At 39.5% G+C, this 13,405-nt stretch carries 11 protein-coding genes and 3 tRNA genes; 13 read left to right on the top strand and 1 reads right to left on the bottom strand.

From position 1 onward, the window contains the following. Window positions 1–103: 103 nt before the first annotated feature. The 4 genes from DYD17_RS06330 to DYD17_RS06315 all read left to right on the top strand — a co-directional run bounded on the left by DYD17_RS06330 (window position 104) and on the right by DYD17_RS06315 (window position 3,857). The gene (locus DYD17_RS06330) at window positions 104–967 is read left to right on the top strand and encodes a transporter substrate-binding domain-containing protein (protein WP_003051055.1); all 864 of its coding nucleotides are present in this window, start codon (window positions 104–106) and stop codon (window positions 965–967) included. A gap of 28 nt (window positions 968–995) precedes the next feature. Next, entirely contained in the window at window positions 996–1,646 is a 651-nt protein-coding gene (locus DYD17_RS06325) for an amino acid ABC transporter permease (protein WP_003051053.1), read from the top strand. A gap of 132 nt (window positions 1,647–1,778) precedes the next feature. Then, window positions 1,779–2,432, top strand: coding sequence for a uracil-DNA glycosylase (locus DYD17_RS06320; RefSeq protein ID WP_115246054.1), 654 nt, complete (start codon window positions 1,779–1,781; stop codon window positions 2,430–2,432). Window positions 2,433–2,585: 153 nt separating this feature from the next. After that, entirely contained in the window at window positions 2,586–3,857 is a 1,272-nt protein-coding gene (locus DYD17_RS06315) for a dihydroorotase (RefSeq protein ID WP_115252916.1), read from the top strand. A 57-nt stretch (window positions 3,858–3,914) separates the two neighbouring features. Here DYD17_RS06315 and plsY read toward each other — a convergent pair whose 3' ends face one another. Next, complete coding sequence (gene plsY / locus DYD17_RS06310; protein ID WP_115276405.1) at window positions 3,915–4,556, bottom strand: glycerol-3-phosphate 1-O-acyltransferase PlsY; 642 nt, start codon at window positions 4,554–4,556, stop codon at window positions 3,915–3,917. A 134-nt stretch (window positions 4,557–4,690) separates the two neighbouring features. Between plsY and parE the strand changes: the two genes are divergently transcribed. The 9 genes from parE (at window position 4,691) to DYD17_RS06265 (ending at window position 13,388) form a co-directional block, all read left to right on the top strand. Next, the gene (parE, locus tag DYD17_RS06305; RefSeq protein ID WP_003051044.1) at window positions 4,691–6,640 is read left to right on the top strand and encodes a DNA topoisomerase IV subunit B; all 1,950 of its coding nucleotides are present in this window, start codon (window positions 4,691–4,693) and stop codon (window positions 6,638–6,640) included. 66 nt (window positions 6,641–6,706) lie between these two features. After that, window positions 6,707–7,525 (top strand): hypothetical protein, encoded by an 819-nt coding sequence (locus tag DYD17_RS06300; protein WP_003051042.1) that lies wholly within the window; start codon window positions 6,707–6,709, stop codon window positions 7,523–7,525. Window positions 7,526–7,722: 197 nt separating this feature from the next. Then, complete coding sequence (gene parC / locus DYD17_RS06295) at window positions 7,723–10,182, top strand: DNA topoisomerase IV subunit A (protein WP_003051040.1); 2,460 nt, start codon at window positions 7,723–7,725, stop codon at window positions 10,180–10,182. A 122-nt stretch (window positions 10,183–10,304) separates the two neighbouring features. Next, window positions 10,305–11,327, top strand: a complete 1,023-nt coding sequence (locus DYD17_RS06290; protein ID WP_003051038.1) for a branched-chain amino acid aminotransferase — start codon at window positions 10,305–10,307, stop codon at window positions 11,325–11,327. Window positions 11,328–11,390: 63 nt separating this feature from the next. Beyond that, window positions 11,391–11,621: a DUF2969 domain-containing protein gene (locus DYD17_RS06285; protein ID WP_003051034.1), complete on the top strand. Its 231-nt coding sequence runs from the start codon at window positions 11,391–11,393 to the stop codon at window positions 11,619–11,621. A 60-nt stretch (window positions 11,622–11,681) separates the two neighbouring features. Continuing rightward, window positions 11,682–11,762, top strand: a tRNA-Tyr gene (locus DYD17_RS06280). A gap of 49 nt (window positions 11,763–11,811) precedes the next feature. Further along, window positions 11,812–11,883: transfer RNA gene (locus DYD17_RS06275), tRNA-Gln, on the top strand. Window positions 11,884–12,009: 126 nt separating this feature from the next. Further along, window positions 12,010–13,215, top strand: coding sequence for a 30S ribosomal protein S1 (rpsA, locus tag DYD17_RS06270; protein ID WP_115246049.1), 1,206 nt, complete (start codon window positions 12,010–12,012; stop codon window positions 13,213–13,215). Between the two features lie 101 nt (window positions 13,216–13,316). Beyond that, window positions 13,317–13,388, top strand: a tRNA-Arg gene (locus DYD17_RS06265). Window positions 13,389–13,405: the final 17 nt, after the last annotated feature.

The raw sequence follows: 13,405 nt of genomic DNA, 5'->3' as shown, positions 1-13,405 counted from the left end.
GTTGACCTATTATAGAATACTTTTTGTAACCTTGTGAGCGTTACCAATAACTGTCAAATAGTTTGAGTGTTATACTATAGTTTATCTTACTAAAGGAGTTATTATGAAGAAATCAGTTACCTTATTGTTTATCGGACTTGCCAGCCTTTTATTGACTGCCTGTGCGTCACATCCATCTCAAGAATCAAGTTGGGACGCTATCAAAGAAAAAGGTGTGCTCAAAGTAGCCACTCCCGGAACCTACCAACCTACTTCTTTTTATAATGACGACAATGAATTAGTGGGTTATGAAGTAGATATGGTCAAAGAAATTGGTAGACGTCTTGATATTAAAGTTAAGTTTGTTGAAACTGGTTTTGATCAAGCCTTTACCTCAGTTGATAGTGGCCGCGTGGATATTTCCCTTAATAACTTTGACATTACCCCAAAACGTCAGAAAAAATACCATATTTCTACACCTTATAAATATGGTGTAGGAGGGATGATTGTGCGTGCTGATGGCAGCTCAAACATGTCTAAAAAAGATCTTAGCGACTGGAAAGGTAAAAAAGCAGCTGGTGCTTCTGGAACAGAATACATGAAAGTAGCGCAAAAGCAGGGAGCTAAACTCGTAACCTATGATAATGTTACAGGAGATGTTTACCTCAACGATGTGGCCAATGGTCGAACAGATTTCATTCCAAATGACTACCCAGCTCAAAAACTATTTGTAGATTATATGCTCTCTCAAAATCCAAACTTAAACGTCAAAATGAGTGATGTTCAGTACAACCCAACAGAACAAGGGATTATCATGAGCAAAAAAGATGACAGCCTTAAGAAAAAAATCGATGCTGTTATTAAAGACATGAAAAAAGATGGTAGCTTGCAGAAAATCTCTGAAACCTACTATGCTGGTCAAGATCTGACAAAACCTTTTGGCAAAGACAAGAAAATTCCCATCATTGATACGAAAGACGTTAACTAACGCCTTAATTTAAAGGAGTCCATACCACATGATTAATATCTGGTTAATGAAAGATAGTTTAGGATTTGTGTTATCAGGATTACCTTATACTCTTGGCATTTCGTTGCTTAGTTTTGTAACAGGTCTGTTGTTAGGTCTAGGCCTAGCCCTTCTGGGAAGGTCACGTCAGCGGTTGATTCATTATCTTGTTAGAGCCTACATTTCTATTATGCGGGGTGTGCCGATGATCGTGGTGCTCTTTGTTCTTTATTTCGGGTTGCCTTATTATGGGTTAGAATTGCCAGCTTTACTTTGCGCTTATCTTGGTTTTTCTATGGTCAGCGCTGCCTACATTTCTGAAGTTTTTCGCTCTTCTATAGAAGCTATTGACAAGGGACAGTGGGAAGCAGCTAAGGCTTTAGGGTTACCATATTCTCTTATGGTTAAGAAAATTATTCTTCCTCAAGCCTTTAGAATTGCAGTTCCTCCTCTAGGCAATGTCATTATTGATATGGTTAAAAGTTCGTCGCTAGCTGCCATGATTACCGTACCAGATATTTTTCAAAATTCCAAAATTATCGGCGGTAGAGAGTGGGATTACATGTCCATGTATATTTTAGTGGCCTTTATTTATTGGCTCATCGCTTTTTTGTTAGAACGTTACCAAGAATTCTTAGAAAATAAGCTAGCACTTGTTTAATATCCTGTAAAAAACGAATATTAACCCTGGGAATATCATGTTTTCAGGGTTTTTCTATTTAAAATATGGTAAACTAGTTAGAAAAGGACATCGTATTTAACTTAGAAGCTAACGTGATTAGAAAGGAATCTTATGGCTCATTCAATTTGGCATGAGAAAATCAAATCATTTTTGCCGGAGCATTACTATGGTCGCATTAATCACTTTTTAGATGACGCCTATGCTTCTGGTCCTGTCTATCCCTCACGAGACAATGTTTTTAAAGCCTTACAAGTCACTCCTTTGGAAGAAACCAAGGTTTTAATTTTAGGACAAGATCCTTATCATGGTCCCAAACAGGCCCAGGGCTTATCATTTTCAGTTCCAGAAGAAATTCCTGCTCCGCCATCCCTTATTAATATTTTAAAAGAATTAGCAGATGATATTGGTCCTCGTGACCATCATGATTTAAGCACTTGGGCTAGTCAAGGGGTTCTGCTTTTGAATGCTTGCTTAACAGTGCCAGCAGGTCAGGCTAATGGGCATGCAGGCTTAATATGGGAGCCATTCACAGACGCTGTTATTAAAGTGCTGAATGAGAAAGACAGCCCTGTGGTTTTCATTTTGTGGGGAGCTTATGCAAGGAAGAAGAAAGCCTTCATTACTAATCCAAAGCACCACATCATCGAGAGCCCCCATCCAAGCCCTTTATCATCTTATCGTGGCTTTTTTGGCAGCAAACCCTTTTCAAGAACAAATGCTATTTTAGAAAAAGAAGGCATGACTGGCATTGATTGGTTGCAATAGGAAGAAGTATTACTGCTAACATATGGAAAATTTTAGGTTAAGCACCTTAGGTTAGCATTTTCGATATGCTAATAGCTTCAACCAACTAAAGTGAATTTTTTTAGGTGAAAAATATCTAAGTTTTCAGGAGAATAACAGAAAAAAGGAGAGAGCATGTTACTCATTAAAAATGGACGCCTTATGGATCCAAAATCGCAGCGAGATCAAGTGGTAGATGTCTTGATTGAAGGCAAACAGATTGTGAAGATAGCCCCAGCTATTGATTGCCCAGAAGCTCAAGTGATTGATGCTACTGGCCTCATTGTAGCCCCGGGTTTAGTTGATATTCATGTGCATTTTAGGGAACCGGGTCAAACACATAAGGAAGATATTCACACAGGAGCCTTAGCCGCTGCGGCAGGAGGGGTAACTACGGTTGTCATGATGGCTAATACCAATCCTGTCATTTCAGATGTCGAAACTTTACAGGAAGTGCTAGCTAGCGCAGCTAAAGAAAAGATTCATATATATACCAATGCCAGTGTCACCCAAGCCTTTAATGGGAAAGAATTAACAGATTTTAAGGCTCTCTTGGAAGCAGGAGCAGTCAGCTTCTCGGACGATGGTATTCCTTTAGAAAGTTCAAAGGTTTTAAAAGAGGCTTTTGATTTGGCTAATGCCAATAAGACTTTTATCTCTTTGCACGAGGAAGACCCGCAGTTAAATGGGATTTTAGGATTTAATGAAGGCATCGCTGAGGACCACTTTCATTTTTGCGGGGCAACTGGTGTGGCGGAATACAGCATGATTGCGAGAGATGTCATGATTGCTTATGATAGGCAGGCGCGTGTTCATATCCAGCATTTGTCTAAAGCAGAATCTGTACAGGTTGTTGCTTTTGCTCAGCAATTAGGAGCCAAGGTGACGGCTGAAGTAGCCCCGCAACATTTTTCAACGACAGAGGATCTCTTATTGACTGCAGGTACTAGCGCCAAGATGAATCCTCCCCTACGTACAGAGAGAGATCGTTTATCCGTCATAGAAGGTTTGAAATCCGGTGTGATTACCGTCATTGCTACTGATCATGCCCCTCATCACAAGGATGAAAAAGCTGTTGAAGATATGACTAAAGCCCCATCTGGTATGACAGGACTTGAAACCTCTTTGTCATTAGGTTTGACACATTTGGTTGAACCAGGTCACCTGCCCCTCATGTCTCTATTGGAAAAAATGACTATAAATCCTGCTTCTCTCTATGAGTTTGAAGCAGGTTATTTAGCTGAAAATGGCCCAGCTGATGTGATAATTTTCTCAGACAAGGAAGAACGTGTCATTACAGACCAATTTGCTTCTAAAGCAAGTAACTCTCCTTTTATTGGCAATAAGCTCAAAGGGGTTGTGAAGTATACCATTGTAAGTGGAGAGATTGTTTATCAAAACACTTAGTAGACAAAGACAGAAAAAACCTGACTTTTTTAAAGTTAGGTTTTTAGTTGCTCTTAATCATTTTCTAGGCACTTGTCTGCTTAAATTCAATCCCCAAGGGACTAGGTTTTCAGTACGACGTTTAATACGGCGCATATTATCCTGATGTCGGATAATGATAATAGCTGCTAATAGTATTACAATAAATGTCAAAAACCAATCGTAGTGGGGCAGAAGAAAATGAAGGGCTGGAAAAATCAAAACAGTTAGGACAGCTACAACCGCAGAAGTGATGCTAGCCAAAGAAATCATACTAAATAAATAAAGCACTAGCAAGAAAATAAAAGCTAAAAAGACTAGATACCAAGGCGCAAAACCTAGCAGTACACCAGCACTTGTCGCGACAGCCTTCCCGCCTTTGAATTTGGCAAAAATAGGAAAAGTATGCCCTAAAACTGCAAAAAAACCGATGACAATAGGTGATACCGTGGTCAAGCCAAAGAGAACTGGTAGGATGGTTGCCACCGTTCCTTTCAGAACATCAATAGCCAATGTCGTTAAACCAGCCTTGATACCTAAGATACGAAAAGTATTGGTAGTACCAGTATTTCCAGACCCATATTCTCGAAGATTAATATGATAGAACCGTTGGCCAATCCACAAACCCGTTGGAATCGAACCAAGTAAATAAGCTATTAAAATAAAAAATATCAATTTCATACTCCATATTATACCATATTCAGTGATTGAGGAACTAACGTCTCAAAAGAATTCAGAAAAAATTAGCAAATTACTTTGCAAAATTGGTAAAAAACTTGTAAGATAAAAAAGATGAAAATGTCTGGAGGTCAGTGTTGACTAAGAAAGAAATAACAATTAATAACTATAATGACGATGCTATCCAAGTCTTAGAAGGGTTAGATGCCGTTCGTAAACGTCCAGGGATGTATATTGGCTCAACAGATGCTACGGGATTGCACCATTTAATTTGGGAAATTGTTGATAATGCTGTCGATGAGGCCTTGTCTGGTTTTGGAGATGATATTCGAGTTATCATTAATAAAGATGGGTCAGTTAGCGTGGCAGACAGTGGACGCGGGATGCCAACTGGTCAACATGTTATGGGGATTCCGACGGTTCAAGTTATTTTTACAATTCTCCACGCAGGTGGTAAATTTGGTCAGGGTGGCTACAAAACGTCAGGTGGTTTGCACGGTGTTGGCTCCTCTGTTGTCAATGCTTTGTCTGCCTGGTTAAAAGTTGAAATCACAAGAGATGGGGCAGTGTACCGTCAATGCTTTGAAAATGGTGGGAAACCTGTCACTACTCTTAGAAAGGTTGGTACAGCTCCTAAGTCTAAATCAGGAACTGTCGTCACCTTTATGCCTGATGATACTATTTTTTCAACCATTGACTTTAAGTTCAATACCATTGCAGAACGGCTTAAAGAATCTGCTTTTCTTTTGAAAAACGTTAAGATGAGCTTGACAGATCTGCGTGGAGACGAACCGATTGTTGAAGAATTTCATTATGAGAATGGGGTTCAAGATTTCGTCGAATACCTCAATGAAGATAAGGAAACCTTGACACCTGTTATTTATATGGAAGGTCAAGACCAAGACTTTCAAGTCGAAGTTGCTTTGCAGTATAATGATGGTTTCTCCGACAATATCTTATCCTTTGTAAATAATGTGCGCACCAAAGATGGTGGTAGCCATGAAACGGGACTGAAGTCAGCTATTACCAAAGCGATGAATGACTATGCTCGTAAAACTAATCTCTTAAAAGAAAAAGATAAAAATCTAGAGGGCTCAGATTATCGAGAAGGGCTCTCAGCAGTATTATCTATCTTAGTTCCTGAGCAGCACTTGCAATTTGAAGGACAGACCAAAGACAAATTGGGAAGTCCCTTAGCGAGACCGATTGTCGATAGTATCGTTTCTGAAAAATTAACCTTCTTTTTACTCGAAAATGGAGAATTGGCCTCTAACTTAGTGCGTAAGGCCATTAAGGCAAGGGATGCGCGTGAGGCTGCACGAAAAGCTCGCGATGACTCACGTAATGGTAAGAAAAATAAAAAAGACAAGGGCCTACTATCCGGGAAATTGACTCCTGCCCAGTCCAAAAATGCCAAGAAAAATGAATTGTATCTGGTCGAAGGAGATTCGGCGGGAGGCTCAGCAAAACAAGGCAGAGATCGTAAATTCCAAGCTATTTTGCCATTGCGAGGCAAGGTGTTAAATACTGAAAAAGCTAAGATGGCTGACATCTTGAAAAATGAAGAAATTAGCACTATGGTTTATACTATCGGAGCTGGAGTGGGAGCTGACTTTAACCTCGAGGATATCAACTATGATAAGATTATTATCATGACCGATGCTGATACCGATGGGGCTCATATTCAGACTCTTTTACTGACTTTCTTTTACCGTTATATGCGACCGTTGGTGGAAGCAGGTCACGTTTATATTGCGCTTCCCCCGCTTTACAAAATGTCAAAAGGTAAAGGTAAAACAGAGAAAATATCCTACGCTTGGACAGATGGTGAATTAGAAGATTTACGTAAGGAATTTGGTAAAGGAGCTATTCTTCAACGCTATAAAGGGCTAGGTGAAATGAACGCCAACCAATTGTGGGAAACCACCATGGATCCGGAAACCAGAACCCTTATTCGTGTTACTATTGATGATTTAGCAAGAGCAGAACGACGCGTTTCTGTTTTGATGGGTGACAAAGCCGCTCCACGTCGTCAGTGGATCGAGGATAACGTCAAGTTTACCCTAGAAGAAAATACGGTGTTTTAGTTGTTTTGTCTCCGAGAATCTCGATGTGAAACTAGCAATCATATTCTTGTGAAAAGGGGGCCTTTTATGAAATTGGTGATTTGGCAAAACACATGCAGTCTTCAGTGGGACGGGACCTATCATTTTGCTTTGGAATCTTACCCGATGATCCAGGATTGGGAATTAGAAAAAATAGCTGTTTTTTGTCATTATGAGAGGATGAATCACCGGAAACCTCAGATCATTTGTAAAGATCAAGTGATAGTAACAAAAATTAATCAGTATTTAAAACATGATAATAGAAAGCCGCCATTTACTCCAAGCCATAAGAAGGTTGCCTCAACCTATGATGTTTCTGGAAAAGCTGTCTATGGTGACTGGCTTAGTCATACGTGTACGGTGGAAACGGCAATAGCAGTCTTTAAGTCAGGAAAACTCCTATCAGCAGTTAAGGCTTTCAACCGTCCGGCTGAGGAATTAGTGAAAGATAGTAGAAATGTTGCAGGAGATCCCGAGGACTACTTTAACTATGTGATGTTGGGGTGGTCAAATACTACCTCAGGTTATCGTTTGGCTATGGAAAGGCTCATTGGCCATTTACCAAATGACAGGGAATTAAATGAGTTATTTATCCCTGGTGTTAGTTTCCATTTTTCTTATGAAGAGGTCTTAGCACAAGAGCATTATTTATTTGATGGTTATCACCCTGCCAAAGTTAAAAATCAGCTATCACTGGATGCTTTAAAGGCGTGTATTATTCCTCTAGATCAAGCTTCTTTGTTTGAAGCTATTATTCCAGAGGCACTTAAAGCACGATGTTTCTATTTACCTTACCATCAGGAAGGATTGATAGAGTGGACTGATACTGTTTATCGCTTTTTAGTGAACCTTGAGATGGCCGACTAGTTTTCCCGATGGCTTACGTTATCGAAGACATCTCTTTTTCCTAAAATCTTGGTTTTCGAGTGATTTTCACGTTCCTCTTGCTTCAACTTTTAAGAAAGGATTTGAACTCAGGTTAACATAATAAAAGACATCAGCGGTTAAGTTGTTTTTTGAACGACCGTAGTTGTCCTTCTTGATAGCCTGTGCATCATGAACTTATGTCAAACATTCAGAACATGTCCCTTGAGGACATTATGGGGGAGCGTTTTGGACGTTACTCCAAGTACATTATTCAAGAACGGGCGCTTCCAGATATTCGAGATGGGTTAAAACCTGTTCAGCGCCGCATTCTTTATTCGATGAATAAGGATGGTAATACTTTTGAAAAAGGTTACCGTAAATCAGCCAAATCAGTTGGTAACATTATGGGGAACTTCCATCCACACGGGGATTCCTCTATTTATGATGCCATGGTACGGATGAGTCAAAATTGGAAAAACCGTGAAATTCTTGTGGAAATGCATGGAAATAATGGTTCAATGGATGGTGATCCGCCTGCGGCTATGCGTTATACAGAAGCTCGCTTGTCTGAAATTGCAGGTTATCTTCTTCAAGACATTGAAAAAAATACAGTTCCCTTTGCTTGGAACTTTGATGACACAGAAAAAGAACCGACGGTTTTACCAGCAGCTTTTCCTAACTTACTTGTCAATGGGTCTTCTGGTATTTCCGCAGGTTATGCGACAGATATTCCACCACACAATTTATCTGAAGTGATTGATGCCGTTGTTTACATGATTGACCATCCTAAGGCTAGCTTAGAGAAATTAATGGAGTTTTTGCCAGGGCCAGATTTCCCAACAGGAGGTATTATCCAAGGAGCTGACGAAATCAAAAAAGCTTACGAAACAGGTAAGGGACGTGTCGTCGTTCGCTCTCGGACGGAAATTGAGGAACTTAAAGGTGGTAAACAACAAATTATTGTCACTGAGATTCCTTATGAAGTTAACAAAGCAGTCTTGGTCAAAAAGATTGACGATGTTCGTGTTAACAATAAAGTCCCAGGCATCGTAGAAGTACGTGATGAATCTGATCGCACAGGTCTTCGCATAGCTATTGAGTTGAAAAAAGATGCAGATAGCCAAACCATTTTGAATTACTTGTTGAAATACACAGATCTTCAAGTTAATTATAATTTTAACATGGTTGCTATCGACCACTTTACGCCACGCCAAGTAGGCCTTCAAAAAATACTATCAAGCTATATCAGTCACCGTAAAGATATTATTATCGAACGCTCCAAATTTGATAAAGCTAAAGCTGAAAAACGACTTCACATTGTTGAAGGATTGATTCGTGTCTTGTCCATTTTAGATGAGATTATTGCTCTAATTAGAGCGTCTGATAATAAAGCTGATGCTAAAGAAAATCTGAAAGTTAGCTATGATTTCTCTGAGGAACAAGCAGAGGCCATTGTGACCTTGCAGCTTTATCGCTTAACCAATACCGATATTATCACGCTTCAGAACGAAGAAAATGATCTGAGAGAATTAATCACGACTCTTTCTGCTATTGTTAGTGATGAAGCAACCATGTATAACGTCATGAAACGTGAATTAAGAGAGGTGAAAAAGAAATTCGCCAACCCTCGCTTATCAGAGCTGCAAGCGGAAAGTCAAACGATTGAGATTGATATTGCCAGCTTGATTGCTGAGGAAGAAACTTTTGTCAGTGTGACACGAGGTGGTTATCTCAAGAGAACTAGTCCACGATCCTTCAATGCGTCTAGTTTGGAAGAAGTTGGTAAAAGAGATGATGACGACCTCATCTTTGTTAAACAGGCAAAAACCACAGAACACCTCTTGTTATTTACAACATTAGGCAATGTCATTTACCGACCCATCTATGAATTAACCGATTTACGTTGGAAGGATATCGGTGAGCATCTATCGCAAACCATTTCAAACTTTGCGACAGATGAAGAGATTCTCTACGCAGATATTGTGACTTCCTTTGACCAAGGTCTATACCTTGCTGTCACACAAAATGGTTTTACCAAGCGTTTTGAACGTCAAGAATTGACGCCTTGGCGAACCTATAAATCTAAATCAACCAAGTATGTGAAATTAAAAGATGCTAAAGATCGTGTAGTGACCTTGACACCGATTGTTATGGAAGACCTTTTATTAGTCACTTATTATGGTTATGCTTTGCGATTCTCTAGTCAAGACGTTCCGATTCAAGGATTGAAGTCATCTGGTGTTAAAGGGACTAACTTGAAAAATGAGGATAAACTTGTTTCCGCTTTTTCGGTGACAAGTAACTCTTTCTTTGTCTTAACTCAGAGGGGTGCCCTCAAACGTATGGCTGTAGATGATATTCCTCAGACAAGTCGTGCTAATCGTGGGCTATTGGTCCTACGAGAGCTAAAAGCAAAACCTCATAGAGTTTTTCTGGCCGGAGGCGTTCAATCAGATACTTCAGCTGAGCAGTTTGATTTGTTCACTGATATACCTGAAGAAGAGACTAATCAACAAATGCTTGAAGTCATTAGTAAGACTGGTCAAACCTACGAGATTGCTTTAGAAACGCTTTCGTTATCGGAAAGAACCAGCAATGGCTCCTTTATTTCAGACACTATTTCGGATCAAGAAGTACTAGCAGCTAGAACACGTTAAAAAGAGTGAAAACTCTTTTTAATTTTATGCTAAATTAAGAACATTAAAGCAAAAGAATAAAATAGACTTGAAAATTATTGAAAAAAAGTTACAATAGAAAAAAGTAGAAAAGAGGTACGATGATGACAATAGCAATTGATTGGGACAACCTAGGATTTGAATACCATAAGTTGCCGTTCCGTTACATTTCTTATTACAAAAATGGTCAATGGGACAAAGGTCAATTAATAGAAGATGCCACCTTACATATCTCAGAAAGCGCCCCAGCACTTCACTATGGACAGCAAGCATTTGAAGGTTTAAAAGCTTATCGAACTAAAGACGGTTCAATCCAATTGTTCCGTCCAGACCGTAATGCAGCCCGTTTGCAAGCGACAGCAGATCGTCTCTTGATGCCCCAAGTATCAACCAAGCAATTTATCGATGCTGCTAAGCAAGTGGTTAAAGCCAATGAAGACTTTGTACCACCTTACGGAACAGGTGCAACCCTTTATCTCAGACCACTATTGATTGGAGTTGGAGATATTATTGGGGTTAAACCTGCTGAAGAATATATTTTCACTATTTTTGCCATGCCAGTAGGAAACTATTTCAAGGGAGGACTTGCTCCTACAAACTTTATTGTTTCTGAAGAATTTGACCGTGCTGCTCCTTACGGAACAGGTGCTGCTAAGGTAGGAGGAAACTATGCAGGAAGTTTGTTACCAGGTAAAGCTGCTAAAACAGCTGGCTTCTCTGATGTGATTTACCTAGATCCAGCGACTCATACCAAAATTGAAGAAGTAGGGGCAGCAAACTTTTTTGGCATTACCGCAAATAATGAATTTATTACGCCACTTAGTCCATCCATCTTGCCATCTATTACGAAGTACTCACTCTTACAATTAGCTGAAGAAAGACTTGGTATGACAGCAATTGAGGGAGATGTTCCAATCGCAGAATTGGATAAATTTGTGGAAGCCGGTGCCTGTGGGACAGCAGCGGTCATTTCTCCAATTGGTGGTATCCAGTACAAGGATCAATTGCATGTCTTTTACAGTGAAACAGAAGTTGGACCAGTAACGCGCCGTTTGTATGACGAGTTAGTTGGTATCCAATTTGGTGACATTCAAGCCCCAGAAGGTTGGATTGTAAAAGTTGATTAAAATGAAGCTTGCTCTTGCAAGCTTTTTTGATTTTGTGTAAAATAGACAAAGTGAGGTAAAGTGATGAGTAAAAAAGATAAAAAGATTGAAATTCAATTAATTGATCATAAAGTAATGGTCAATCAAACTAAAATTGACGGTTATCAGTTGCAGATTGGAAAACGTGTTGTTGGAGAAATTGCAGAGCTTGATGAGAAATTCGCGGTATTAAAAAATGACACCGTGGATAGCTTCTTTAAAAACCTTGAGCAAGCGGTTGAAAATATCATTGAAAACTATAATTTGAACCATTAAAAGTAGGTAAAAACACTTGCCAGCTTACAAAAACTATGATAGAATAGTTTTTGTTGTTACGGAAAGATAGCGAAGAGGCTAAACGCGGCGGACTGTAAATCCGCTCCTTCGGGTTCGGGGGTTCGAATCCCTCTCTTTCCATCTCAGAAAAATGATTTATTAAAAGATTAGATTTCTGTGAAAGACATTTTGGGGTATAGCCAAGCGGTAAGGCAAGGGACTTTGACTCCCTCATGCGTTGGTTCGAATCCAGCTACCCCAGTCAGAGGTATCAGATGTTGTCTGAGACCGTCAAAGATAAGAGTTGTTGTCGTTGCGGGTTACCTTGAGAAAATATATTGTTATCAAAAGCTAGCATTGGCTAGCTTTTGTTGGAGGATTTTTTAGAATGAATGAATTTGAAGATTTGCTAAACAGTGTTAGCGAAGTGAACCCTGGTGATGTTGTCACTGCGGAAGTTTTAACTGTTGATAACGGTCAAGCAAACGTTGTTATCGAAGGAACAGGTGTTGAAGGTGTCTTGACACTTCGTGAATTGACTAACGACCGCGATGCTGATATTAATGACTTTGTTAAAGCTGGCGACACAGTTGAAGTACTTGTTCTTCGTCAAGTAGTAGGTAAAGATACTGATACAGTTACTTTCCTAGTATCTAAAAAACGTTTGGAAGCTCGTAAAGCCTGGGACAAACTTGTTGGCCGTGAAGGCGAAGTTGTCACTGTTAAAGGTACCCGTGCTGTTAAAGGTGGCCTTTCAGTTGAATTTGAAGGACTTCGTGGATTTATCCCTGCTTCAATGATTGACACTCGTTTTGTTCGCAACACAGAAAAATTTGTTGGTCAAGAATTTGATGCTAAAATCAAAGAAGTTGATGCAGCAGAGAACCGTTTCATCCTATCACGTCGTGAAGTGATTGAAGAAGCAGCTAAAGAAGCTCGTACTGAAGTATTTTCTAAACTTTCAGAAGGTGCAGTTGTTACTGGTACAGTTGCTCGTTTGACAAGCTTTGGTGCTTTCATTGACCTTGGTGGTGTTGATGGACTTGTTCACGTGACTGAATTATCTCACGAACGTAACGTGTCACCTAAATCAGTTGTTTCTGTTGGTGAAGAAGTTGAAGTTAAAGTTCTTTCAATCGATGAAGAAGCTGGTCGTGTATCACTTTCACTTAAAGCAACAACACCTGGACCATGGGATGGTGTTGAACAAAAACTTGCTCAAGGTGATGTTGTTGAAGGTAAAGTTAAACGCTTGACTGACTTCGGTGCTTTTGTTGAAGTATTACCAGGTATCGATGGACTTGTTCATATTTCACAAATTTCACACAAACGTGTTGAAAATCCAAAAGATGTTCTTTCAGTAGGACAAGAAGTAACTGTTAAAGTCCTTGAAGTGAATGCTGCTGATGAGCGTGTATCACTTTCAATCAAAGCTCTTGAAGAACGTCCAGCTCAAGCCGAAGGTGAAAATAAAGAAGAAAAACGTCAATCACGTCCACGTCGTCCAAAACGTGAAACAAAACGTGACTACGAACTTCCAGAAACTCAAACTGGATTCTCAATGGCTGATCTTTTCGGTGATATTGAATTATAATAAATCTAAAAAGTTGAGGAAAACCTCAACTTTTTTACATATTCTCGTCAGAAAAGTCATTCCCCATTTCATAAATTTATGATATACTATAAAGGTATTGACCACCTTTAGTGTAATGGATATCACGTAAGATTCCGGTTCTTGAGATGGGGGTTCGATTCCCTCAAGGTGGAGTTAAAATATATATAAA

It is taken from the genome of Streptococcus dysgalactiae subsp. dysgalactiae (assembly GCF_900459225.1).
Classification (GTDB): Bacteria; Bacillota; Bacilli; order Lactobacillales; family Streptococcaceae; genus Streptococcus; species Streptococcus dysgalactiae.
This window is presented reverse-complemented; position numbering and strand designations above follow the sequence as displayed.

Excerpts from the sequence above, each read along its gene's own strand:
- DYD17_RS06330 (WP_003051055.1), top strand. The coding sequence starts at position 104 with ATGAAGAAATCAGTTACCTTATTGTTTATCGGACTTGCCAGCCTTTTA.
- plsY (WP_115276405.1), bottom strand. The coding sequence starts at position 4,556 with ATGAAATTGATATTTTTTATTTTAATAGCTTATTTACTTGGTTCGATT.
- DYD17_RS06300 (WP_003051042.1), top strand. The coding sequence starts at position 6,707 with ATGAAATTGGTGATTTGGCAAAACACATGCAGTCTTCAGTGGGACGGG.
- DYD17_RS06325 (WP_003051053.1), top strand. The coding sequence starts at position 996 with ATGATTAATATCTGGTTAATGAAAGATAGTTTAGGATTTGTGTTATCA.
- DYD17_RS06290 (WP_003051038.1), top strand. The coding sequence starts at position 10,305 with ATGACAATAGCAATTGATTGGGACAACCTAGGATTTGAATACCATAAG.
- DYD17_RS06315 (WP_115252916.1), top strand. The coding sequence starts at position 2,586 with ATGTTACTCATTAAAAATGGACGCCTTATGGATCCAAAATCGCAGCGA.
- rpsA (WP_115246049.1), top strand. The coding sequence starts at position 12,010 with ATGAATGAATTTGAAGATTTGCTAAACAGTGTTAGCGAAGTGAACCCT.
- parC (WP_003051040.1), top strand. The coding sequence starts at position 7,723 with ATGTCAAACATTCAGAACATGTCCCTTGAGGACATTATGGGGGAGCGT.
- DYD17_RS06285 (WP_003051034.1), top strand. The coding sequence starts at position 11,391 with ATGAGTAAAAAAGATAAAAAGATTGAAATTCAATTAATTGATCATAAA.
- DYD17_RS06320 (WP_115246054.1), top strand. The coding sequence starts at position 1,779 with ATGGCTCATTCAATTTGGCATGAGAAAATCAAATCATTTTTGCCGGAG.